This is a genomic window from Bradyrhizobium sp. LVM 105, assembly GCF_003957705.1.
Lineage (GTDB): Bacteria > Pseudomonadota > Alphaproteobacteria > Rhizobiales > Xanthobacteraceae > Bradyrhizobium > Bradyrhizobium frederickii.
The window spans coordinates 254,085-277,923 of record NZ_QZMV01000007.1; the positions used below are offsets into that span (position 1 = coordinate 254,085).

The following is a 23,839-nucleotide window of genomic DNA, read 5'->3' on the forward strand; positions in this document are numbered from 1 at the left end:
GATGGTGTTGAGCGAGCCTCGCGCAATGGCGAAGCACATCGAGCCGGGCATGCGCGTGGCGCTGCCGGTGGATTACGCCGGCGTCTCCATGGCCATGACGCGGCCGATCATCGAGCATGGCGCCGGCGATCTCGATCTCGTGTGCGTGCCGACCGGCGGATTGCAGGTCGACCAGCTCGTCGGCGCGGGTCTGGTCCGGACGGTGGAGACCAGCGCGGTCTCGCTCGGCGAAGCGGGCGGAGCGCCCCGCTTCAACGCCGCCGTCAAGGAAGGCGCGGTTCGACTCAAGGACGCGACGTGTCCTGCCATCCACGCGGGCCTGATGGCGGCGCAGAAGGGCAGTCCCTTCATGCCGCTGCGGGGGCTGATCGGAACGGATCTGCTCCGGCATCGCGACGATTGGCGCGTCGTCGACAATCCGCTGGCGGACGGAGGCGATCCGATCGTGCTGATTCCCGCCATCAAACCCGACGTCACGATCTTCCACGTGCCGATGGCCGATCGCTTCGGCAATGTCTGGATCGGACGGCGCCGCGAGCTTGCCGCGATGGCCTACGCTTCTCGCACCGTTCTGGTCACGGTGGAGCGAATCGTCGATGAGAATCTGCTCGCCGATGAGATGGGCGCTGCCGGCGTGCTGCCGGCACTCTACGTCACGGCAGTCGCGCGTGCTCCGAAGGGGGCGTGGCCCTACGGTTTGTGGGGTGAATATCCGGCCGATAGCGGGGAGATCGCACGCTACGCGAAAGCCGCGCGAACGGCTGACGGCTTCTCCGCCTATATGGGCCAGGCGCAGATGGAGTCCGCGTGATGGCCGAAGTCCTCCCTCGCGAAGTGCTGATCTGCACGATCGCGCGGCTGCTCGATGGCGTCAGGCATGTCGCGGTCGGAGCCTCGTCTCCGATTCCCGCCGCAGGCGCGATGCTACTGCGTGCAATGAAGGAAGCGGAGGGCGCCGTCGGTCCACGCATCTCCATTCTCGGCTCCGTCGAGCACAATTTCTTCACCAACGGTTCGGCGGAATTGTTCGATTGCGCGGGTCAAGGCCGGATCGATGCGTTCTTCCTCGGTGGCGGCCAGATCGACGGCTTCGGCAATGTGAACCTCGTCGGCGCCGGGGACTATCCGCGATCGAGCGTGCGCTGGCCCGGCTCGTTCGGGTCGGCCTATCTCTATTTCGTCGTACCGCGCGTCATCCTGTTCCGGGAGGAGCATACGCCGCGTGTTTTCGTCGAGAAGGTAGACTTCATCAGTGCTCCAGGTGTCAGTCCGGACGGGGTTTTCCGGAGCGGCGGCCCCATTGCACTCTTGACCGGCAAGGGACTCTTTCGATTCGACAAGGCGCGGCCGGGCTTCGAGCTGGAGAGTGTCCATCCCGGGCATGATCTCGCGGAGATCAAAGAGGCGACCGGCTTTCGGTTCGCCCATGACGCCGAGCCGCGGCAGACCGCGCTGCCCGATCGAGCGACACTCGACCTGCTCCGCGGACGCGTGTTCGACGAACTCGCCGAGACCTATCCCGAATTCGCCGCGCAGATGCGGCGCGAGCTTGGGACGGTTGACGCATGAGCGAGGTCAAGCGGATCCCGCACTGCAGCCATTGGGGTGCGTATACGATCCTCGTCGAGGATAATCGCATCGCGGGCGTCGAGCCGTTCGAGCACGATCCGGCTCCTTCCCCGATCATCCATTCGGTCGCCGAATGGGCGAACCCGGAGCGCCGCGTGCTGCGACCGATGGTCCGATCCGGCTGGCTGGACAAGCGCGAGAAGAGCGATCGCCGAGGCCGCGGCCGGGAGAAGTTCGTGCCGGTCAGCTGGGACGAGGCAACGACGCTGGTGGCGGATGAAGTGCGCCGCGTGGCCGGCACCTTCGGCAACGCGTCGATATTCGCGGGCTCCTATGGTTGGACGAACTCGGGCCGCCTGCACCATGCCTCGTCGCTTCTGAAGCGCATGCTCAACCTGGTTGGCGGCTTCACCAGGCATGTCGACACCTATTCGATCGCGGCAGGCCCCGTGATCCTGCGGCACACGCTGGGCAGCGACGATGCATGCGGCGGCCGCGCCAACACGCTCGACACCATCGCGCAGCACACCGAAACGCTGGTGGTGTTCGGCGCGCTCTCGCCGCGAACCGCGCAGAACGAGGCCGGCGGAATCGGCAGCCACCAGCTTGAAGCCCATCTCAGGAACATCGTCGCGCGCGGCGTCAAGGTCATTCATGTCTCGCCGCTGAAGGACGATCTGCCCGATTGGGTCAATGCCGAATGGTGGCCGATCCGCCCGAACACCGACACTGCGCTGATGCTCGGCCTTGCGGGCGAGATCGTGAAAGCGGGCCGGCACGACAGGGATTTCCTTGCGCGCTGCACCAGCGGCGCGGATCGCCTGCTTCGCTATCTCGAAGGCGAGGCGGATTGCGTCCGCAAGGAGGCGGTTTGGGCTGCGGGCATCTGCGGCCTCGATGCGGAGAAGATCGCCGAGCTCGCAGGGCGCCTGGTGGATACGCGCAGCATGCTGACCGTGAGCTGGAGCCTGCAGCGCGCCCATCACGGCGAACAGCCGTTCTGGGCAGCGCTCGGGCTCGCATCGATCGCCGGCCAGATCGGATTGCCGGGCGGCGGCGTCGGCTACGGCTACGCCTCCCTGGGTGGCGTGGGAGCGCCGCTCAACCTGGCCCGGTCTCCGGCCATCTCACAGCTGACCAGACCGATCGACAGCTTCATCCCGGTGGCGCGGATCACCGACATGCTGCTCAATCCCGGCCGGCCATTCAGCTATGAAGGCGAGATCCGCACCTATCCGGATACGCGGCTGGTCTATTGGGCGGGCGGCAATCCTTACCACCATCATCAGGATCTCAATCGCCTGTCGGACGCCTGGACGAGGCCCGAGACGATCATCGTGCAGGATCCGATGTTCACGGCGACAGCTCAGCGCGCGGACATCGTGCTGCCGGCAACCACGTCGATCGAGCGCAACGATCTTGCCGGCAACAGGCGTTCCGACTTCATCCTGGCGATGAAGCAGGCAATCGAGCCGCTGGGGGAATCCCGCTCCGACTTCGAGATCTTCAACGCCATTGCAGGCAAGCTCGGAGTGGCCGATCGCTTCAACGAGGGCCGGGACGAGATGGGCTGGGTCCGGCATCTCTACGAAGCCTGCCGCAGCGACGCCTCGGAGCGCTTCGATTTCACGATGCCTGATTTCGACGCGTTCTGGGAAGCCGGCTATGCCCGCTGTCCGGTCAAGGCCGAGCACACGTTCCTCGCCGACTTCCGCAACGAGCCGGAGGCCCATGCGCTGAGGACCGAAAGCGGAAAGATCGTGCTTGGAAGCGAGACTCTGGCCAGGCTGGACTATGCCGATTGTCGCTCGCATCCGGCGTGGATCGAGCCGGCTGAATGGCTCGGCAACGCCGCCGATGCCGGTCAGATGCACCTCATCTCGCACCAGCCGGTCGGCCGTCTTCACAGCCAACTCGAAACCGGCGTATCGAGCAGGGCCATGAAACGCAACGGCCGTGAACGGGCTCACCTGCATCCCGACGACGCGGCTGCTCTCGGAATCGCCGATGGTCAGACGATCCGTATCTGGAACTGCCGCGGGGAGTGCCTGGCGACGGCCGAGGTCACCGACAAGGTTCGCCGGAGCGTGCTGGTGCTCCCGACCGGCGCCTGGTTCACGCCGACCGGCAATAGCGGCCTCGAGGTTGCCGGCAATCCGAACGTGCTCACGCTCGACATCGGCACGTCTCAATTCGGCCAGGGCTGTTCGGCCCACACCTGCCTCGTGCGGGTCGAGCCCCACGCCGCCGATCGGCGCGATGCGTTCGAGGCCTATCAGGAAACGCTCGTCGCGCTCGCGGCAGTCTAACAGGAGCTTGCAACATGTCTGCGCCAGCCATCAGCCGCTTTCCCGTCCCCGATATCGCGACACTCCCCGAAGATATCCGCTCGCGGATCGAGGCGGTTCAGGAGAAGTCCGGCTTCGTCCCCAACGTCTTCCTGACGCTCGCCCATCGCCCGGACGAGTTCCGGGCGTTCTTCGCCTATCACGATGCTCTGATGGATAAGCCCGGGCCGATCACCAAGGCCGAACGCGAGATGATCGTTGTCGCGACCAGCAGCGCCAATCAATGCCAGTATTGCGTCGTCGCACACGGCGCCATCCTGCGCGTGCGCGCGAAGAATCCGCTGATCGCGGACCAGGTCGCCGTCAACTATCGCAAGGCCGATATCACCGCGCGGCAAAGGGCGATGCTCGATTTCGCGATGAAGGTCTCGGCGCGCGCCTATGAGGTCGACGATGTCGACGTCCGGGATCTCGAGGGACACGGATTCACGGAGGAGGACGTCTGGGACATCGCGGCCATCGCGGCATTTTTCGGCATGTCGAACCGCCTCGCCAACGTCACCAGCATGCGTCCGAACGACGAATTCTTTGCGATGGGCCGCTGAACGCCTCGGACGAAGACTGCAATGGTATCGCTTGTCATCGACAGACGCTTCCGGGGACCGCCGAACTCCGGCAACGGAGGCTATGTCTGCGGATGTCTCGCAAGGCACGTCGCGGGAGACGCCGAAGTCACGTTACGCGCGCCACCACCGCTGGAGCGGCCGCTCGACGTCCTGACCGCATCTGATGGCGCCATCGAGCTGCGCGAGAACGGCAAGCTGCTCGCGACGGCGTCCGCAACGAGGATAGACGTTCGGGATATCCCCGGGGTGAGCTGCGAGGCGGCGGAAGAAGCGGTCGCCAGAACACCCTACGACGAGCAGACCCACGACCTTCCGGGATGCTTCGTCTGCGGCCCCGCACGTGGCCATGGCGACGGTCTCCGGATCTTCGCAGGTCCGCTGCAGGCGGGAGCAGTCCCGGACAAGCCCGTGGTGTTCGCGGCGTCCTGGATACCTCATGGCAGCCTGTCCGGCGAGGACGGCTATATCGCGCCCGAATTCGTCTGGGCCGCCCTCGATTGTCCGACCGGCTATTGCAGCGTGGGTGCCCGTCACTTGGGCTTGAAGGGTAACGAGACGGCCTTGCTCGGGCGCATGGCGGCGCGGATCAATCGCCGGCCACGCCCCGGCGATCGTTGTGTGGTGACGGCTTGGCCGACCGGGCGGGAGGGCCGCAAGCTCTTTGCCGAGAGCGCTTTGTTGAGTTCGGAACAGGAAGTGTTGGCGATGGCACGAACCACGTGGCTGCTGGTCGACCGCCAGGTTCAGCTCGGAGCAACGACATGAACGAGAGTCGGAACAGCACATGACCAGTCGCGAAACAGAACTCGAGCTTCGTCAGTCCGTCATCGACGCATGTCGTGAGATGGCGGCGCAAGGTATCAACCAGGGGACGTCCGGAAACATCAGCGTCCGAACCGACGACGGCATGCTGCTCACGCCGTCCGCTCTTCCATACGACCGCATGAAGCCCGAGGACATCGTGGCCATGAAGTGGGACGGCTCATGGACCGCGTCGGCCGGCAACGTTCCGTCGACGGAATGGCGTTTTCACCTCGACATCCTGAGATCGAAACCGGAGGTCGGCGCCGTCGTTCACGCGCATCCGATCTTCTGCACAATCATCGCGATCATGAATCGCGCGATCCCTGCGATTCACTACATGATTGCTGCGGCCGGCGGCAACGACATCCCCTGCGCGCCCTATGCGCAATACGGCACGGCCGAGCTCTCGCAGGCGGCCCTGGACGCGCTTCGCTATCGACGCGCCTGCCTGCTCGCCCATCACGGTTTGATCGCCACAGGTCCCAACCTGCGCAAGGCGATGTGGCTCGCGGTGGAGGTGGAGGTGCTTGCCAAGCAATATCACGGTTGCCTTCAACTTGGGTCCCCTCCGCTGCTGCCGGACGAGGAGATCGACAGCATCCTCAAGCGATGGGGGCAGTACGGCCTGCGCGACAATGACGGCGCGCTCCAGATACCCCTGCAACCGAGCTAGATGAATCCAGCTCAAACCACTTTCCTGCGAGAACTCATGGCAAACACTCACGACGTCAGCGTCTGCGGCACATATATTCTGGATATTCTGGGGGTCCCGGTCACCGAGATTCCGCCCGGCGGCGGCCGCTTGCTGATCGAAGAAATTCGGCTCGCGGTCGCAGGCACCGCCGGCGGAACGGTCGTCCCTTGCGCGCGTCTCGGTCTGAAGGCGCTCGCGGTCGGCGCCGTCGGCTCCGACGAGAAGGCCGACTGGATGCTGAACGCGCTGGAGCGGGAAGGCATCGACATCTCCCTCATGGAGCGGATGGCCGGCAGTCCGACCTCGGCCACGATCCTGCCGATCCGGCCCGACGGCTCGCGTCCTGTCATGCACGCAAGGGGCGCTTCTGCCCGCTGGCGGATCGCGCCCGAAACGCAGGTGGCCGCTTGCCGGAGCAAGATTCTGCATCTCGGCGGGGTCGGCTCCCTGCTTGCGATGGACGGAGCGCCATCCGTTGCCTTGCTGCGGGACGCAAAAGCGGCCGGCTGCACGACGACGCTCGATCTGATCCAGGCGCGAGGCGAAACGCTGGCGCTGGTCGAGCCATTGCTGCCTCACGTCGACTTCTTCATGCCGAGCATCGACGAGACCAGCGCCATGGTCGGAACCGACGATCCCGCCGCGTGCGCGCGGTTCTTCATCGAGAGGGGGGCGGGGGCCTGCGCCATCTCTCTCGGCGCCAATGGCTCTTTCGTGATGACTCGTGACGGACGTCAGTTCACGGTGCCGGCGTTCGAGGTCCCGGTCCGCGATACCTCGGGATGCGGCGATTCCTACACGGGCGGCTTCATCGCCGGTCTGGTTCGCGATTGGGACCTGCTCGACTGCGCCAGGCTCGCGACCGCGACGGCCGCGATCGTCGCGACCGGGCTGGGTTCGGGCGCCAATCTCGTCTCGTTCGAGGAGACCGTGAAGGCCATGAACACCCTCCCGGTCCGCAAGGCCGCTCGCGCCTGATCCATTCACACCGGCAAAAACCATTCATCCGAACAACAGGGGAGAACGCAACATGGCCCGACATGCGATCGTGACGGGAGCAAGCCGTGGAATTGGCCGCGCGATAGCCATCGGCCTTGCAAGGCGCGGCTACGATCTCGCGCTGACCGACATCGCTGCCCAGGAGAAGGTCCTTCTCGAGACCGTTGCAGAGGTCAGGGAGCTTGGCGGCCGATGCATCCCGGTGCTGGGCGATGTGAGCGATGTCGGCGATTGCAGGCGGGCGGTGGCTGAAGCCATCCAGGGTCTCGGGCACGTCGACGTCCTCGTCAACAATGCGGGAATACTCAGGCTGGCGACCATCGACGAATTGACCACCGAGACCTGGGATCAGACGTTCGCCGTCAACACGCGCGGCGTGTTCCAGATGACCCAGGCCTTGGTGCCGCACATGAAGGAGCGCAAATACGGACGGATCGTCAACATTGCCTCGCTCGCGGCCCGAACGGGCGGTCCGGGACAGTCCCACTACGCCGCGTCGAAGTCGGCCGTGGTCGGCTTCACCCGGGTTTCGTCCATGGAGTTCGGAGGCTTCGGCATCACGGTCAATGCCGTATGCCCGGGCATCATCATGACGGAGATGGGGATGAACAATCTTCGCGATCCCGAGCGGGTCGCCTATTTCGAAAAGGTCACGGACCTGCACAGGCTCGGGCAGCCGGAAGACGTCGTCGGGCCCGTGGCGTTTTTCGCGTCCGATGATTCAGCGTTTGTGACCGGCCAAGCCCTCAACGTGGACGGAGGTATCTTCTACAGCTAGTAACGGGGTCGATCGCTCGTTCAGGCCCTTGTCTCAAACAGCAATTTGAGATGGTTGCGCCTCCCGACTTGAACCTATCGATCGATGGCCTCGTAGTCGCTGCTGAACCCGTAAAATCCAAGTAGCGCGGGTTCGGAGATCAGGCAGTGCAATCGCTAGATCGTACGACGAATGCCGATTTTCAGTCGGATAAGCCCAGGGGTACGACCAGTAAGTCGTTGATTGTTCTCAATCCGTCGCTGTCTCTTAATTAATTGGCCGCTCTATCGGGATCTTCAGATGCCAACGGGCTTGCTTGCGTGATAGCGCGCGCCATACCTAAGCGAATCTGAAGGGCAGCTGCTTTGTTCAATCGATCGCTCCCATTCTTATTTGGAAACAGTAGCCAACCTATTGAAATTACTGGAGCGTGTTCTGACCATATTTTCCAAATGCGCCTTGAAAATCACTATATGATCAAGCAGGTTTTGATTCCGCCATTCTTGCGTTCGCTCAAGGCAGACGTTGGTGCGGAGCTTATGGACTTAGCGCTCCACTCGGCTGTTCATTGGAAACTAGGGACTTGGATAGGCGCCGCGTTGCCGGCGGCCAGTATCTAGCCCGTATCCAACTATCTCAGATCTCGCTTACATCCGGAAACCGCCAAGTTCGGTAGAACTGTCTGCGATCAGATTCGCCGTAAGGCTGCTACAGCAATCGCGGCAGCGTGCACTCTGCGCACACGCGGGGGTGTGATCACCTCCGCGAAGTCGGTGAATGTCCAACCCTGCAGTTTAGTGAAGCTCAGAGGTGCGTTGGTCGAACTGGCTTCTCGTCAGATTGCTCCGGACCACGGTGCACCCAATGCACAATCGGCAGATTGACGTGGAGCCTCGGTCGGCTCGCCGATAGCTTCTCTCGGCAATGAGAGAAGCGAACGTGGAATCGATTGAAGCAGCGGCGAGGCGTCTTCGCGAGGCGTACGGAATCGGCCAGGTTGAACCATTGAGGGGCTGGCTAGATCCCCTGGACGCCCACAAAGCGTATGCAATCCAGGCGGCCAATACCAAATACTGGAAGTCTCAGGGTCGTCGCGTGGTGGGACGAAAAAGTCGGCCTGACGGCAAAAGCCGTTCAACTGCAGCTCGGGGTAGATCAGCCCGATTTCGGAGTGTTGTTCGCTGATATGCAGATCGCTCATCAGGGTGATCTTCCTATGTCGACAGCCCGCTTGCCGTTTCGAAATAAGCTGCTGCATAAGCGCTGCGGCGGCTCGGCAAAGCTCCGCTATCTCCTGATCGGCGGCCGGATCGTCGTTGAGGACGGAGCCATTCCGGGGCTCGATCTGCAAAAGCTCAAATTCGATGCCGCGCGTGTCGTGACGCGCTTGGCCGCCTAGCCCGGGAGTCCGAGCATGTTGTGCACGAAACAGCCTGTGCTGCGCCGATTCTGGTACGCGCTGATGCCGGTCGATCACCGTCAGGGACGGGCCGAAGCCGTTCACATTGCTCGGCGAGCCGCTCGTCCTGTTCTTCGATGCCAAGGGGGAGCCCCGCAGCCCTCGAAGATCGCTGCTGCCATCGCACCGCGAAGCTGTCGAAGGGCTGGTGCAACAACGGCAACATCGTCTGCGGCTATCACGGCTGGGAATATGATCGCGACGGCAAGCTGGTGATGATCCCGCAATTTCCCTTCGAGCAACCGGTCCCGGATGCGAAGGCGCACTCATTTCGCGCCAAGGCCCGTTACGGCTATGTCTGGGTTGCACTCGACGAGCCCCTGAGCGACATTCCCGCGATCCCCGAGGATGACATGCCCGGCTATCGCCGCATCAATCAGTTCTACGACAAGTGGAACACGGCGGCGCTGCGGCTGATGGAAAATTCCTTCGACAATGCTCACTTCGCGTTCGTTCACAAGGGGACCTTCGGCGATATCAACCAGCCGAAGCCCGAGAAGTACGAGATCACCGAGACCGCCTCGGGCTTCGATGCCGAGACCATCATCACGGTTCGAAATCCGCCCAACGCCCACAGGATCACCGGGACGAAAGAGCCGATGGCCAGACGGCGTCAGCGCAACAAATGGTTCATGCCGTTCTGCCCGGCGCCTCGACATGGAATATCCGTCCGGTATCCGTCACATCATCTTCAATTGCGCGATGCCGATTTCGGATGGGCAGATCCAGGTCGTCCAGCTGCTGTTCCGCAACGATACCGAGGCCGACTGCTCAACGCAGGAACTGATCGACTGGGACGCCGCCATCATCGCCGAGGATCGCGACATGCTGGAATCGACGGATCCGGACGCTATCGTCGATATGGGTCGCAAGATCGAGATGCATATGCCGTCCGACCGCCCCGGCATGATTATGCGCGAGCGTTTGCTCGAGCTCCTTCGACAGCATGGTGAAGAGGAGCAGCCGGCGCAATGAACTGACAGGCTAGGCAGGCAAATATCGTTACGTCGCGGACTGATTCAATATTCGGCTTGGCGCCTATTTCTACGGCCGCGATATTGGGCGGGTCTGGCGCGTTGCCGAAGCGTTAGAGTACGGCATCGTCGGCATCAATGAGGGCTTGATCTCGACCGAGGTTGCACCGTTCGGCGGGGTCAAGGAGAGCGGCAACGGGCGTGAGGGTTCGAAATACGGCATCGAGGACTATGTTGAAATCAAATACCTCTGCATGGGCGGTATCGAGTTCTGCCACTTGAGCGGTTGCCGGCTCGGCGATCAAGGCACCGGCGACTCAGACGCAAGCCAAGGCTCTCGAGTCTCTTCGTTCCGACGCCACCGTACGGATCGCTCCAAAGTTGGCATGAAATCATCGCGGATCGGCAGCCCTTTTGCGCAAACCGGACGTTTAGCTTCCGCCCTCAATAGACGCTCGACTACGACGACAAATCGCGTGGCCTTCGTTTCTTTGGCCGACCGGAACGATGTAGACCTCGCACCTCCTGCTGTTGAAAGAGCTCCCCGCAGAGGTCACACTGATCGCTGCCGAGCATGCATCCGAAATCCAGCTTTCTCGTCGGCCTGATCGGCAGCGGCATCGCTGCGTCGCGCACCCCGCCGATGGTGGTGGCATGGCGATCTTCCAGGGCACGGAAGCATTCCGCCTGTTCACGGGCATCTCACCTGATCCAGACGTCTTCTTCGCGACTTTTGCATCCCTGGAAGGGTGACACCCGGCCGATGGGCGAGCGGCACGCACAACGCCCGAGAGGAAACGCAAGATGGGCTACACCCTAGATTTCTCGGTGGTTTGGCATGCAATGCCTGCGCTGGTGTGGGGCTGCGTGGGTACGTTGAGCCTCGCGCTTGCCGGAATGACGCTCGCGATGATCATCGGCGTTGCCGGCGTTGCGGCACGCGATTCGAAGGCGGCCTGGTTGCGCGCCCTCGTGATCGGCTTCGTCGAGATCGTGCGCAATACGCCCTTCCTGGTGCAAATCTTCTTTCTGTTCTTCGCCCTGCCACTGATCGGCTTGAAGCTCAATCCGACCGCCACGGCGATCATCGCGCTCGGCGTCACGCTGCTTTCCGGCCAGGTCCAGGCCGTCGAGATTATCGCGCACTCGACATTGGCGGACGATCAAGGCCCCGCCAAGAGGAAGTGCAACCAAGCACTATGATCGTGCGACGAATGCCCATTTTCGGTCAGAGAAGCCCGGTGGTACGACGAATAAGCCATTGATTGTTCTTTACCCGAAAATCACCCACGTGGATACACGATGATAGACAGATACGTCATCGGCAGCTTGACGAGCCTCTCGGGACCGTGCAACGCGCCGGAATCAAACAGGATGGAATCGCCGGGCCGCAGACGGTAACTGCTATCGCCGTGCCGATAGTCGACCTCGCCAGTGAGCATGTAGATGAATTCCATTCCGGCGTGCTGGAATGCCGTGAAGGGTTCGGCGTCCTCCTTCAGCGTGATCATGTAGGGCTCGACGACGACGTCGCCGCCGATGACATGTCCGAGCAATTGGTAGACATGACCCACCTTGGTTCCGCGCCGCTCGATCACGACGCCCTGCTTCGCGCGCACGAATGAACAATCGCGTCGCTCTTCGGAGGCCGCAAATAACAGGCTGAGCGGGACGTTGAGCGCCTTGGCGATCGACTGTAGCGTCGCCAGTGACGGAGAAATCTGACCGTTCTCGATCTTCGACAGCATGCCTGCCGAGATGGACGATGCGGCTGACAAGTCGAGCACCGACAGATCGCCGTCCCGGCGCAACTTTCGGATCTGGGCACCCAGGGCGCGTTCGAGGTTGCGGGGATCCTGCGGTGCGTTGGAGCCGGTACGGTATTCAGGCGTCTCGCGAGAGACTGTTTTCGAGCTTTTGGCCCTCGCCATCATATAGGTCCTTTAGATGAGATCCGAGCATAGCAAAGGGCCGATCGACCAGTATACCAGGATTGGACGGCACGCAGCTCCGATGCATTGCCGACAGGCGATCAGGTCCGCGCGAGCCCGAACTCTGCCAGGCTGCCATCCAGCCAGCGGCGGAAACTTTCGACGAGGCTGCGGAAGACCGCAATTTCGAAAACCGGTGCACCGTCTTCCAGATCATCCAGCCGCCAGATGATGGCGCCGAGATGCGAAACGGCTGTGACGGCGACTGCGCCCGGCGCGAATGCACGGTCGTGCAGATCGATCGGAAAACCCTTGGCGAGAGCCTGGCCGATCCGCGGCCCGCTGACGCGATGGATGACATAGCCGTCGGTCTGATCGGTCACCGATGCGGCATCGCCGACGGCATGCTTCAACGAGACCGAATATCCATTGCCGTCATCGTCCTGCGTCGCCAGCCAGGTCGCAGGTCCGACCCCGAGAAAGGCCACATTGCCGGATGCGCTGCGGCGCGGACCGGGAACGAGATCGATTCCATAGGCGGTCTTGACGCGCTGTTTCAATTGCTCGTCCGCGCCGCGCCGAACCATGATGGTCGCGCAGCCGAGATTATTGCGCATCAAGACAGTGGCGCCAGGGTTCGAGGATGCCGTAAAGCCATGAGTGAGACGATCAGCCACGCAGCCGCGTTCCTTCCGGATCATAGAAGACGGGAGAACATATCTCGGCCTCGAAATCGGCACCTCGCAGAGGGTCGACGACCCGCGAGATCTGTCCCACGCGTTCACGGCCGCGTGCCAGCAGAGCCAGCGCAATCCAATGGCCGAGCATCGGCGAGAATGCCGATGACGTGACGTATCCCTGATCGTTCTCGAGTTTGACGGCTGCATTGGGCGCGAACAGGTGTGCGCCGTTGCGCAGGCGTTGCCGCCGGTCAATCGGCTTCAACCCGATCACGGCCGGACGGTCCGGATCGACGAGTCCGGGCCGACGTGCAAGCACCTTGCCGATAAAGTCCTTCTTGCCCATCATCCGGCCGAGCCCGAGATCGTGTGCGGTGGTGGTGCCGTTGAGCTCGTTGCCGGCGATGTGTCCCTTCTCGATACGCATCACGCCAAGCGCTTCGGTGCCATAGGGAGTGAGGCCGTATCCGGCGCCGGCCTCCATGATGGCTCGGATCGTCTCGTCGGCAAAGCGCGCCGGGACCGCGAGCTCGTAGCCAAGCTCGCCCGAAAAGGAGACGCGGAACAACCGCGCCGGCCGCTGTCTCCAGCGGAAATCCGTGCAGGCGAGATACGGAAATGCGGCGTCGGATATGTCGATCGCACCGCCGAGCAGGCGATCCAGAAGATCGCGCCCACGCGGTCCGGCAATGGCGAATTGGGCCCATTGCTCGGTGACGGAGATGGCCTGGACGTCGAGCTCAGGCCAGAGCACCTGTCGGGCATGATCGAGATGCTGCATCACCTTCGCTGCGTTCGCCGTCGTCGTCGACATCACGTAGTGATCGGGCGCAAAGCGGGCGCAGGTTCCATCATCCATCGCGATGCCGTCCTCGCGCAGCATCAGCCCATAGCGCACCTTGCCGACTGGCAGGGTGGAAAAGGTGTTGATGTAGATGCGATCGAGGAAGATACCGGCATCGGCGCCCTGGACGTCAATTTTACCCAAGGTCGAGACGTCGCAGACGCCGACGGCGCTGCGCACGGTCTGGACCTCGCGAATCACGGTTGCAAGCCAGTCCGCTTCGCCTGCTCGCGCGAACCATTGCGCGCGCCGCCACGGGCCGGCGTCGACGAAGGTCGCGCCGAGCTGTTCGGCCCAGCGGTGGCTCGGCGTCAGCCGGGCCGGGCGGAAATCCTGGCCGCGATGATGGCCGGCGAAGGCGCCGATCGCGACCGGCGTGGCGGGCGGTCGCGCGATGGTGGTGCCGACCTGCGGCATGGGACGATCCGTGAGCGCCGCCATCATGGCGTGACCGATCACGGCTGCCATCTTGCCCTGGTCGGTGGCCATGCCGAGCGTGGTGTAGCGCTTCAGATGCTCCACCGACGTAAAGCCCTCGCGGGCGGCAAGCGCGATGTCGGCCTGCGTCACGTCGTTCTGGTAGTCGACGAAAGCCTTCGATCGGGATGCTGAGACTTGCCACAGCGGCTCGCCGGCGATGCTCTCGTCATCGTCGACGAATTCGGGCCCGGCGCCGGATTTGAATCCGGCAGCATCCGCACTGGCCGCTCCGGCAGCCGTCCCTTGTTTCAGCGCGTCCGCCAGCGTGAGTGCGCCGCTCGCGGCCCCGATGACGACGAGATCCCGCGGCAGATCGCCGGGCAGGAAGGCGGAGCGTTCCTCGGACCAGCGCGGACGACCGCCAAGATGGGTCGAGAGCGCGAGGTTCGGATTCCAGCCGCCGCTGACCGCCAGCAGGTCGGACTCGATCGCGATCTCGTCGCCTTCATTCGTTCGCACGCGAATTTGGTCGAGACCATGTGCGCCGCGTGTGTCGACGACCTGCGCGCCTTTCAACAGTCTGGCGCCGATCGTCCGGCCGGAGGCGATCAGCGATGCGGAAATCTCGGATCGTGCATCGACAATGGCTTGGACCTTGACCCCGGCACGCGCGAGGTCGAGCGCGGTGCGCCAGCCGTCGTCGCAACTCGTGAACAGGGTCGCCGCCTTGCCCGGCGCCACGCCGTAGCGATTGAGATAGGTGCGCACCGCGGAAGCCAGCATGATTCCGGGACGGTCGTTGCCGCCGAACACGATCGGCCGTTCGATGGCGCCTGCCGCAAGGATGGATCGCTGCGCCACGATCTTCCATAGGCGCTGCCGCGGCTGGTGTGCGGGGGGGACGGCCAGGTGATCGGAAACGCGTTCGAGTGCGCCGAAAGTGCCCCCGTCATAGGCGCCGAAGATCGTGGTCCGCAGCATCATTGTGACGTTCGGAAGTGCGTCCAGCTCTTTGGCGGTGTGTTTGGCCCATTCAACGCCCGAGAGGCCGTCGATGGTGTGGACGTCGTTGTTCAGTCTGCCGCCGGCGATGAAATCATCATCCGCGATAATGACCCGGGCGCCTGCGCGTCCCGCTGCCAGCGCGGCGGCGAGACCGCCGGGGCCACCGCCGATGACCAGCACGTCGCAGAAGGCGTACGCTTTCTCGTACTGGTCGGGATCGGGCTGCAGGCTGGCCCTGCCGAGGCCAGCGGCCCGTCGGATCAGAGGCTCATAGACCCGCTCCCAGAACGAAGCGGGCCACATGAAGGTCTTGTAGTAGAAGCCGGCGACAAACAGGGACGACAACAGCGAGTTGACCGCACCGATATCGTAACGTAGCGACGGCCAGCGGTTCTGGCTCCGGGCCTCGAGCCCATCATACAGCTCGATGGTGGTGGCGCGTGTGTTCGGCTCGCGACGTGCGCCGCTCCGCAGTTCGACCAGCGCATTCGGCTCCTCGGCGCCGGCGGTCATGATGCCGCGCGGACGATGATATTTGAACGAGCGGCCGACGATCCTCACGCCGGACGCGAGAAGAGCGGATGCCAGCGTATCGCCCTGAAAGCCCTGATAGCACCTGCCATCGAAGCGGAAGCGCAAGGCTATGGTACGGTCGATCAGACCGCCGTCGATTCTGTTGGGTTGCGGGGCGCTGATGTCGCTCATGAACGGACCCGGTCGCGGGCAAAGGTCGCTTTGGTGATGTCATGGGTCCTGGTATTGCGCTCGACTTCCAGCCAGCTTCGACAGCCGGACGCGTGATACCAGAGTTCGCGATGCAGTCCGGACGGATTGTCCCGCAGATAGACCGCCTCGAAGAATTGACGGTCGGCGTCGGCGGCGTCGGCAGCCGGCCGCGGGGCGCCGGCATCGCCAAGATAGGCGAATTCGCTGACGTCGCGATCGCCGCAGAACGGGCAGGGAATGCGCATGCCGATCGACCTTCAGTGCAGATTGGGTTGGGCGCCCTGGCCTTTTTCATCGAGCAGATGGCCGCTCGCGAAACGGTCAAGCCGGAAGGCGCGTGCCACCGGATGCGGTTCGTCGCGGGCAATCAGATGGGCGAAGCACCAGCCGGATGCCGGCGTGGCCTTGAACCCGCCATAGCACCAGCCAGCATTCAGATAGAGGCCGTGAAGCGGGGTGTGGTCGATGATGGGCGAACCGTCCATGGACATGTCCATGATGCCACCCCATGAGCGCAACATCCGCAACCGTCCAATCATGGGCATCAATGCCATTCCGCTTTCGCAGACATCCTCTACGGTCGGCAGATTGCCGCGTTGCGCATAGGAATTGTAGCCGTCGATGTCGCCGCCGAACACGAGGCCGCCCTTGTCGGACTGGCTGATATAGAAGTGGCCTGCGCCGAAGGTGACGACGCCCGGAATCAACGGCTTGACGGCCTCGCTGACGAAGGCCTGCAAGACGTGGCTTTCGATCGGCATGCGCAGGCCGGCCATCGCCGTCAGCCGCGAGGTATTTCCGGCGACCGCCAGCGCCACCCTCGGTGCGCGGATCGTCCCGCGCGTGGTTTCCACGCCGACGACGCGATCGCCCTCGCGGATCATGTCGGTAACTTCGCAGTTCTGGACGATGTCAACGCCACGGTCGCTGGCCGCGCGCGCATAGCCCCATACGACGGCGTCGTGACGAGCCGTTCCGCCGCGTCGCTGCAACAGGCCGCCCTCGATCGGAAATCGGGCATTATCGAAATCGAGGAACGGCAGCATGCGCCGGACCGCGGTTCGGTCGAGCAGTTCGGCGTCGACGCCATGCAGCCGCATCGCGTTGCCGCGGCGGGCTGCGGCGTCGCGCTGTGCATCGGAGTGGAACAGGTTCAGCACGCCGCGCTGGCTCACCATCGCGTTGTAGTTCAGATCTTTCTCCAGCCCCTCCCAGAGCTGCATCGAGAATTCGTAGAAGGGATTGTTGCCGGGCAGCAGGTAGTTCGAGCGGATGATCGTGGTGTTGCGGCCAGCATTGCCGGAGCCGATCCAGCCCTTTTCCAGCACGGCGATGTTGGAGATGCCGAACTGTCTCGCGAGATAGTAAGCCGTCGCAAGGCCGTGCCCGCCGCCGCCGATGACGATGACGTCGTAGGACGGCTTTGGGCTGGCGTCGCGCCAAGCCGCCGTCCAGCCGCGATGGCCGAGCAGCGCTTGATGAGCGAGACTGAAGATCGAGTAGTACATGGAGAGGATCGTATTGGGGGTGATGGAAGCCGAGCCCGGACCACACTATTCCAGATTTCCTCACAAGAAAACATTGTTCTCGATAGTTGACAGCCGTCCACACCGGACGATATGCATGGTTCGCCCGATGGAGAGCAGGCATGTGCGGTATTGTCGGTCTATTCCTCAAGAATCCGGGGCTGTATCCTGAACTCGGGTTTCACCTTTCGGCCATGCTCGGCGTGATGAGCGATCGCGGTCCCGACAGCGCGGGGTTCGCGGTCTACGGCAGCCAGCAAGCGGATCACGTCAAGCTTACACTGCGTGCCTCATCAGCCGTCGAGATTCGCGAGGCGGTGGCGGCTCTCGGCAAGGCGGGCGCGGGTGATCTGGACGCCGTCTTTCACGACACCCACGCCGTGGTCTCGGTGCCGTTGGCGCGTGAACACGAGCTGCGGTTGCTGATCGCGCGCGACAGCCGCGTGACGCTGGTCGGCGTGGGCGCCAGGATGGAGCTGTTCAAGGAGGTCGGGCTTCCGGAGCAAGTCGCCAAGCGGTTCGAATTGTCGGGAATGAGCGGCACGCACGGCATCGGCCACACCCGGATGGCGACCGAATCCGCCGTCACGACGCGTGGTGCGCACCCGTTTTCGACCGGAAAGGACCAATGCCTGGTTCATAACGGCTCGCTCTCCAATCATTGCGGCGTACGGCGCTTTCTCAGCCGGGAAGGACTGACGTTCGAAACGGACAACGACAGCGAGGTTGCCGCGGGTTTCCTGACTTGGCGCATGCAGCAGGGGGCGTCGCTGGAGCAGGCGTTGACGGACAGCCTCGCCGATCTCGACGGGTTCTTCACGTTCGTGGTCGGAACCAAGAGTGGTTTCGCGGTGCTCCGCGACCCCATCAGTTGCAAGCCGGCGGTCATGGCGGAGACCGACGACTACGTCGCGTTCGGATCGGAATATCGCGCGCTCGCCGTGCTTCCCTATGCCGGAAAAGCGCGGGTCTTCGAACCGGAGCCGGCCAGGGTCTATGCGTGGGAATTGCGTTGATGCGCTCCGTCGATCTCGAGGAAAGCAGCGTCCGTGAACTCAATGGCGAGCTGCATCGGCTCACACCAGAGACCAACGAGACGGGATGGGTGATCGAGCATCCGCAAGGCAAGCACGCCATCGCCTGTGGTCTCGATGCCCCCGTGACCGTCGAGGTGAAGGGGCATGTCGGCTATTACTGCGCCGGCATGAACAAGCATGCCACGATCGTGATCGATGGAAATGCCGGCGTCGGGGTTGCAGAGAACATGATCTCCGGCGAGGTCCGGGTGAAGGGCGACGCCAGCCAGGCGGCGGGAGCGACCGGCGTCGGCGGGCTATTGGTCATCGAAGGTAATGCGTCGGCGCGCTGCGGCATTTCGATGAAGGGCATCGACATCGTCGTGAAGGGCTCGATCGGTCCGATGAGTGCGTTCATGGCGCAGGCCGGCACTCTCGTCGTGTTCGGCGATGCCGGCGAGGCGCTCGGCGATTCCATCTACGAGGCGCGGATTTTCGTGCGCGGATCGGTGGCAAGCCTCGGTGCAGACTGCATCGAGAAACCGATGTCGGACGAGGACAAGGTCATTCTTCGCGGAGTGCTGGAGCGGGCAGGGCTGTCGGCCGGTTCGGACGGCGGCTCAGACGGTTTCCGGCTCTATGGGTCGGCCCGCAAGCTCTATCATTTCCACATCGACAACGTCGATGCTTACTGAGGCAGAACGGCTTCCCGATGAACGCACAGAGTCCGAAAGCCGCCACCCCACCGCGGTTCTCCGCGACCTTCGATCCGCAGGCCATCGCCGAGATCCAGCGCGCCGCGGCGACCGGCCTCTACGACATCCGCGGTGGCGGTGCCAAGCGCAAGCTGCCGCATTTCGACGACCTGCTGTTTCTCGGCGCGTCGATCTCCAGATACCCGCTGGAGGGTTATCGCGAGCGCTGTGGCACCAATGTCGTGCTGGGCGGTCGCTTTGCCAGCAAGCCGATCGAGTTGAAGATTCCGATCACGATCGCCGGCATGAGCTTTGGTGCGCTGTCGGCGCCAGCGAAAGAGGCTTTGGGACGCGGGGCATCCGCAGTCGGTACCTCGACCACGACCGGTGACGGCGGCATGACTGACGAGGAACGCGGGCACTCGTCGATCCTGGTCTATCAATATCTGCCTTCGCGTTATGGCATGAACCCGGACGATCTCCGGCGCGCGGATGCGATTGAGATCGTAATCGGGCAGGGCGCCAAGCCTGGCGGTGGCGGCATGCTGCTGGGCCAGAAGATCTCGCCGCGCATCGCCAGGATGCGGACGTTGCCGGAAGGCATCGATCAGCGCTCGGCCTGCCGGCATCCGGATTGGACCGGGCCGGATGATCTCGAAATCAAGATCGAGGAATTGCGCGAGATCACCGACTGGGAAAAGCCGATCTACGTCAAGGTCGGTGCCAGCAGGCCCTATTACGATACGGCGCTCGCGGTGAAGTCCGGTGCCGACGTCGTTGTTCTTGATGGCATGCAAGGCGGCACGGCTGCGACGCAGGATGTGTTCATCGAGCATGTCGGGTTGCCGATCCTCGCTGCGATCCGGCCTGCGGCACAGGCTTTGCAGGATCTCGGCATGCATCGCAAGGTCCAACTGATCGTATCGGGCGGCATCCGCAACGGCGCGGATGTGGCCAAGGCGCTCGCGTTGGGAGCGGACGCGGTCTCGATCGGGACGGCCGCGCTGATCGCGATCGGCGACAACGATCCCGGTCTCGAGGACGAATATCGGAAACTGGGCAGCACTGCAGGGGCCTATGACGACTGGCAGGACGGGCGCGATCCCGCCGGAATCACGACGCAGGACCCGGAGCTTGCCGCGCGGCTCGACCCGGTCAAGGCCGGCCGGCGTCTCGCGAACTATCTCTCGGTGCTGACACTCGAGACCCAAACCATCGCCCGTGCCTGTGGCAAGAGCCATGTCCACAATCTCGAGCCCGAGGACCTCGTCGCGCTGACGCTCGAAGCCGCGGCGATGGCGCGCGTCCCCTTGGCCGGCACTTCGTGGATACCCGGGTCATGACGATCCGAAGACGGATCTAGCGTGAACCTGCTCAACGGCGAGTGGTGTGGAGACAACGATGTCAACGAAGCTTTCGGATACAGCGCGCGAGAAGGGGATCAAGTACTTTTTGATCTCCTATGCCGATCTGTTCGGCGTGCAGCGGGCCAAGTTGGTGCCGGCTGCGGCGATTGACGGCATGGCCAAGAACGGCGCGGGATTTGCCGGCTTCGCCACTTGGCTCGATATGACGCCTGCCGATCCGGATCTGTTTGCCGTGCCGGATCCCGATACGCTCATCCAATTGCCATGGCGGCGCGAGGTCGGTTGGTTGGCCGCCGATCCCTGGATGAACGGCAAGCCGGTTGCGCACGCGCCGCGCAACGTGCTCAAGCGCAAGATCGCAGAGGCTGCGGGCGCCGGCCTGACGATGAAGACCGGCGTGGAATGTGAGTTCTTCCTGCTGACCGAGGATGGCCGCGAAGTCTGCGACACCGCCGACCGGCAGACAAAGCCTTGCTATGATCAGCAGGCGCTGATGCGGCGCTACGATGTGATCAGTGAGCTCTGCGACGCCATGCTGGAGCTCGGCTGGCAGCCCTATCAGAACGATCACGAGGATGCCAACGGCCAGTTTGAGATGAACTGGCAATTTGACGAGGCGCTGGTCACGGCCGACCGGCACGCCTTCTTCAAATACATGGCGCGCTCCATCGCCGAGAAGCATGGCCTCCGCGCGACCTTCATGCCGAAACCATTCATCTCGCTGACCGGCAGCGGTTGTCATGTGCACGTGTCGCTGTGGAAAGGTGAACGAAACCTGTTCGAGGACGAAGGCGGCGAACTCGGCGTCTCCGAGCTCGGCTATCATTTCCTTGGCGGCGTGATCAATTCGGCCGACGCTCTGGCCGCTATCCTGAATCCGTCGGTCAATTCCTACAAGCGCATCAACGCGCCGCGAACGGTCTCGGGCGCGACCTGGGCGCCGAACTCGGTCACCTACACCGGAAATAACCGAACCCACTTGATCCGAATTCCCGAGGCGGGCCGCTTCGAGCTGCGGCTCGCCGACGGTGCTGCCAATCCCTACCTGCTGCAGGCCGCGGTTCTATCTGCCGGACTCGACGGCCTTCGCAACAAGCGAGATCCCGGAAAGCGGCTCGACATCAACATGTATACCGAGGGGCACACCGTAACCTCGGCCAAGCGGCTCCCGATGAACCTGCTCGATGCCTTGCGAGCGCTCGAACATTCAAGCGTGCTGCGGGATCATCTCGGGGAGTTCGTACCCGCTTATCTCAAGCTGAAGCATGAGGAGTGGAACGACTACGCACGCCATCTGACCCAATGGGAGCGAGACAACACCCTGGACTGTTGATGTCCGAACGAAATGCGTCGTGCCTAAGGCCGCTCCGGGCGTTGAAGCGGCCGTTGACGTCATCCCCATTATTCATCATAGACTGGAGATCCAGCAAGGGCGCGATATGGCACAGCGAGAAGAGGGGCGGCTTTGACGGATGCAGCCAACGATCGCGATTTGATGGTGTCAGCCAAAGACCATTCGGACAGTTGGCGGGTTGGCGTGCTGTTCTCGCAGACCGGCGTGACGTCGGCCATCGAGCGCACGCAGCTGAATGCGACCTTGCTCGCGATCGAAGAGATCAATGCCAATGGCGGACTCCTCGGCCGACAGGTCGAGCCCGTGATCTACGATCCCGCCTCGGATCCGAAGAAGTACCGCGCCTTTGCCGAGCGGCTGTTTCAGTTCGACCGCATCAGGATCCTGTTCGGCTGCTACATGTCCAGCACGCGTAAGGCCGTGCTTCCGGTCGTCGAAGGCCACCGCGGCCTGCTGTTCTATCCGACGCAATACGAGGGGTTCGAGTATTCGCGCAATTGTATCTACACCGGCGCGGCGCCCAACCAGAACTCGATCCAGCTTGCACGTTTCCTGCTTTCCACTTACGGCAACCGCTTTCTGCTCGTCGGCTCCAATTACGTCTATCCCTATGAATCGAACCGGTTGATGGCGGACTTCGTCGTGCAGAGCAAAGGCAAGGTGCTCGACGAGATCTATGTGCCGCTGCAGGCCAGCCAGGGGGATTTCGACAAGGTCATCGCGCGGATCAAGAAGACCTCGCCGGAGGTGATCTTCTCCACCGTGGTTGGAGCCGGCACTGCGGCGTTCTACCGTGCCTATCGGGCGGCAGGGTTCGACCCCGCACGCATGCCGATAGCAAGTCTCGCCACCAACGAGGCGGAGGTTGCCGAAATGGGCGCGGAGGCTGCCGAGGGACACATCACCGCGGCACCGTTCTTCGAGACCCTGTCCTCGGCGGCTGCGCGGCGTTTCGTCTCGAGCTTCAAGCAAAAATACGGAGACGATGCGCCCGTGACGGCCGGCGCCGAAGCGTCCTATTTCCAGGTGCATCTGGCGATGCGTGCCGTCGGAAAGTGCGGCTCCGACGATCCGGAACAGGTGCTTGGCAATCTCAGGGATTTCGAATTCGATGCGCCGCAGGGAAGAGTGCGTGTCGATCCCGAAAACAACCACACCTATCTTTGGCCGCGGATCGCGCGGCTGGATCGAAACGGCCGATTCCAGGTCGTGTGGAATCCAGGTGTGCGCGTGAAACCGGATCCCTATTGTGTCGTGCAGAGACTCGACGATTGGTCCGTCGATGACCAGCAACTCATTCGTCCATGATCCCCATGGTTGCCTAGTTGGACGGAGAACCGGGCGTGGCCATTCAAATTCTCCGCGATCTGCGTGGTCTGCGGGTTCATGTCGTGCATCCGCCGGATTCGGAGCGGACCAAGCTGGTCGAGCATTTGCGCCGCATTGGCTGCATGGTGGAGATGCAGTGGCCGGTGCCGGAATGCTGGCAGGAAGGGGCCGACATCGTGCTGCTCGCGATCGAGCACGACATGCGGACCGAGATGCAGCGCCTGTTGAAATCCGACGTCAATCGCCGGCCGACCCTGATCGCTGTCGTGTCCTACGAGGATCCGTCGACGCTGCAACTCGTGCTCGAGGTCGGCGCCGTCGCAGTCATCGAGCGTCCGATCCGGCCGTTCGGCTTGTTGACCAACATCACCATCGCGCGCAGCCTGTGGATGGAGCGTCGCGAAGCTGACAAGCGTGTACGCAAGCTCGAACGCAAGCTCGCGGGCATTCAACGTATCCAGAAGGCCAAGTCGATCCTGATGGACGGCCAGGGATTGAGCGAGGCAGATGCGTACGAAAGCATCCGGCGACAAGCCATGTCGAAGCGCTTGTCCATGGACGACATGGCCTCCGCGATCATTCACGCAAACGAGCTGTTGCAATATCGCGCCAAAGGTGATTAGCTTTCGTCCGTCGTGAAGAGAAAATCTTTTGCGACTTTGCCGAACCATCGATGATGCTGGTTTGGCCCTGGCTGAGCAGCCCGAAGGACCCGCGAGGGTCCGTCGGGCTTTTTTTTGTTTTTCGGGGCGCGTGGTGTTGTCGCCACCTCAGTG

21 protein-coding genes and 4 pseudogenes are annotated in these 23,839 nt (G+C 63.0%); 20 read left to right on the plus strand and 5 right to left on the minus strand.

The genetic code is table 11. The features are described from left to right. Position 1 precedes the first annotated feature (1 nt). The 14 genes and pseudogenes from D6B98_RS21460 to D6B98_RS21525 all read left to right on the plus strand — a co-directional run. The gene (locus D6B98_RS21460; RefSeq protein WP_205680509.1) at positions 2 to 811 is read left to right on the plus strand and encodes a CoA transferase subunit A; all 810 of its coding nucleotides are present in this window, start codon (positions 2 to 4) and stop codon (positions 809 to 811) included. After that, on the plus strand, positions 811 to 1,569 hold the full coding sequence (locus tag D6B98_RS21465; RefSeq protein WP_126258912.1) for a CoA transferase: 759 nt from the start codon (positions 811 to 813) through the stop codon (positions 1,567 to 1,569). The genes D6B98_RS21460 and D6B98_RS21465 overlap by 1 nt, the downstream gene beginning before the upstream one ends. Then, a complete protein-coding gene (locus D6B98_RS21470) occupies positions 1,566 to 3,878 on the plus strand; it encodes a molybdopterin-dependent oxidoreductase (RefSeq protein ID WP_126258913.1) in 2,313 nt (770 codons plus the stop codon). The genes D6B98_RS21465 and D6B98_RS21470 overlap by 4 nt, the downstream gene beginning before the upstream one ends. A gap of 14 nt (positions 3,879 to 3,892) precedes the next feature. Further along, positions 3,893 to 4,462: a peroxidase-related enzyme gene (locus D6B98_RS21475; protein ID WP_126258914.1), complete on the plus strand. Its 570-nt coding sequence runs from the start codon at positions 3,893 to 3,895 to the stop codon at positions 4,460 to 4,462. A 21-nt stretch (positions 4,463 to 4,483) separates the two neighbouring features. After that, entirely contained in the window at positions 4,484 to 5,248 is a 765-nt protein-coding gene (locus D6B98_RS21480) for a hotdog family protein (RefSeq protein WP_126258915.1), read from the plus strand. A 19-nt stretch (positions 5,249 to 5,267) separates the two neighbouring features. Beyond that, on the plus strand, positions 5,268 to 5,960 hold the full coding sequence (locus D6B98_RS21485; protein WP_126258916.1) for a class II aldolase/adducin family protein: 693 nt from the start codon (positions 5,268 to 5,270) through the stop codon (positions 5,958 to 5,960). A 36-nt stretch (positions 5,961 to 5,996) separates the two neighbouring features. Next, positions 5,997 to 6,959, plus strand: coding sequence for a carbohydrate kinase family protein (locus tag D6B98_RS21490; protein ID WP_126258917.1), 963 nt, complete (start codon positions 5,997 to 5,999; stop codon positions 6,957 to 6,959). Between the two features lie 52 nt (positions 6,960 to 7,011). Further along, positions 7,012 to 7,758, plus strand: coding sequence for an SDR family NAD(P)-dependent oxidoreductase (locus D6B98_RS21495; protein WP_126258918.1), 747 nt, complete (start codon positions 7,012 to 7,014; stop codon positions 7,756 to 7,758). Between the two features lie 1,024 nt (positions 7,759 to 8,782). Continuing rightward, complete coding sequence (locus D6B98_RS41480) at positions 8,783 to 9,136, plus strand: hypothetical protein (protein ID WP_205680512.1); 354 nt, start codon at positions 8,783 to 8,785, stop codon at positions 9,134 to 9,136. A 137-nt stretch (positions 9,137 to 9,273) separates the two neighbouring features. Beyond that, positions 9,274 to 9,777, plus strand: a pseudogene (locus D6B98_RS41485) (Rieske 2Fe-2S domain-containing protein); the annotation flags it as partial. Positions 9,778 to 9,853: 76 nt separating this feature from the next. Beyond that, entirely contained in the window at positions 9,854 to 10,171 is a 318-nt protein-coding gene (locus tag D6B98_RS41490; RefSeq protein WP_283810162.1) for a hypothetical protein, read from the plus strand. A gap of 55 nt (positions 10,172 to 10,226) precedes the next feature. Then, positions 10,227 to 10,436 (plus strand): annotated as a pseudogene (locus D6B98_RS21515) (aldehyde dehydrogenase family protein); the annotation flags it as partial. A gap of 376 nt (positions 10,437 to 10,812) precedes the next feature. Continuing rightward, positions 10,813 to 10,923: pseudogene (locus tag D6B98_RS21520) on the plus strand (shikimate dehydrogenase); the annotation flags it as partial. A 51-nt stretch (positions 10,924 to 10,974) separates the two neighbouring features. Next, a pseudogene (locus tag D6B98_RS21525) lies at positions 10,975 to 11,310 on the plus strand (ABC transporter permease subunit); the annotation flags it as partial. 143 nt (positions 11,311 to 11,453) lie between these two features. On the opposite strand, the gene D6B98_RS21530 reads toward D6B98_RS21525, so the two are convergent. From D6B98_RS21530 to D6B98_RS21550, 5 genes are all read right to left on the minus strand, one after another. Then, the gene (locus D6B98_RS21530) at positions 11,454 to 12,101 is read right to left on the minus strand and encodes a helix-turn-helix domain-containing protein (protein ID WP_245481432.1); all 648 of its coding nucleotides are present in this window, start codon (positions 12,099 to 12,101) and stop codon (positions 11,454 to 11,456) included. Between the two features lie 101 nt (positions 12,102 to 12,202). Then, a complete protein-coding gene (locus tag D6B98_RS21535) occupies positions 12,203 to 12,778 on the minus strand; it encodes a sarcosine oxidase subunit gamma (protein WP_164718764.1) in 576 nt (191 codons plus the stop codon). After that, the gene (locus tag D6B98_RS21540; protein WP_126258921.1) at positions 12,771 to 15,755 is read right to left on the minus strand and encodes a sarcosine oxidase subunit alpha family protein; all 2,985 of its coding nucleotides are present in this window, start codon (positions 15,753 to 15,755) and stop codon (positions 12,771 to 12,773) included. The genes D6B98_RS21535 and D6B98_RS21540 overlap by 8 nt, the downstream gene beginning before the upstream one ends. Then, positions 15,752 to 16,021, minus strand: a complete 270-nt coding sequence (locus tag D6B98_RS21545; protein ID WP_126258922.1) for a sarcosine oxidase subunit delta — start codon at positions 16,019 to 16,021, stop codon at positions 15,752 to 15,754. The genes D6B98_RS21540 and D6B98_RS21545 overlap by 4 nt, the downstream gene beginning before the upstream one ends. Before the next feature lie 12 nt (positions 16,022 to 16,033). Next, positions 16,034 to 17,284 carry a sarcosine oxidase subunit beta family protein gene (locus tag D6B98_RS21550; protein ID WP_126258923.1) on the minus strand — a complete coding sequence of 417 codons (1,251 nt, stop codon included), beginning with the start codon at positions 17,282 to 17,284 and terminating at the stop codon, positions 16,034 to 16,036. 140 nt (positions 17,285 to 17,424) lie between these two features. Here D6B98_RS21550 and D6B98_RS21555 point away from each other — a divergent pair, with 140 nt between their 5' ends. From D6B98_RS21555 to D6B98_RS21580, 6 genes are all read left to right on the plus strand, one after another. Beyond that, entirely contained in the window at positions 17,425 to 18,318 is an 894-nt protein-coding gene (locus D6B98_RS21555; protein ID WP_126258924.1) for a class II glutamine amidotransferase, read from the plus strand. Next, positions 18,318 to 19,013, plus strand: coding sequence for a GltB/FmdC/FwdC-like GXGXG domain-containing protein (locus D6B98_RS21560; protein ID WP_126258925.1), 696 nt, complete (start codon positions 18,318 to 18,320; stop codon positions 19,011 to 19,013). Before D6B98_RS21555 ends, D6B98_RS21560 begins: the two co-directional genes overlap by 1 nt. A 17-nt stretch (positions 19,014 to 19,030) precedes the next feature. Beyond that, on the plus strand, positions 19,031 to 20,356 hold the full coding sequence (locus tag D6B98_RS21565; protein WP_126258926.1) for an FMN-binding glutamate synthase family protein: 1,326 nt from the start codon (positions 19,031 to 19,033) through the stop codon (positions 20,354 to 20,356). A gap of 58 nt (positions 20,357 to 20,414) precedes the next feature. Beyond that, positions 20,415 to 21,713: a type III glutamate--ammonia ligase gene (gene glnT, locus D6B98_RS21570; protein ID WP_126258927.1), complete on the plus strand. Its 1,299-nt coding sequence runs from the start codon at positions 20,415 to 20,417 to the stop codon at positions 21,711 to 21,713. A 162-nt stretch (positions 21,714 to 21,875) separates the two neighbouring features. Beyond that, positions 21,876 to 23,042, plus strand: coding sequence for a transporter substrate-binding domain-containing protein (locus D6B98_RS21575; RefSeq protein WP_126258928.1), 1,167 nt, complete (start codon positions 21,876 to 21,878; stop codon positions 23,040 to 23,042). 35 nt (positions 23,043 to 23,077) lie between these two features. After that, positions 23,078 to 23,686: an ANTAR domain-containing response regulator gene (locus D6B98_RS21580; RefSeq protein ID WP_126258929.1), complete on the plus strand. Its 609-nt coding sequence runs from the start codon at positions 23,078 to 23,080 to the stop codon at positions 23,684 to 23,686. Positions 23,687 to 23,839 lie beyond the last annotated feature (153 nt).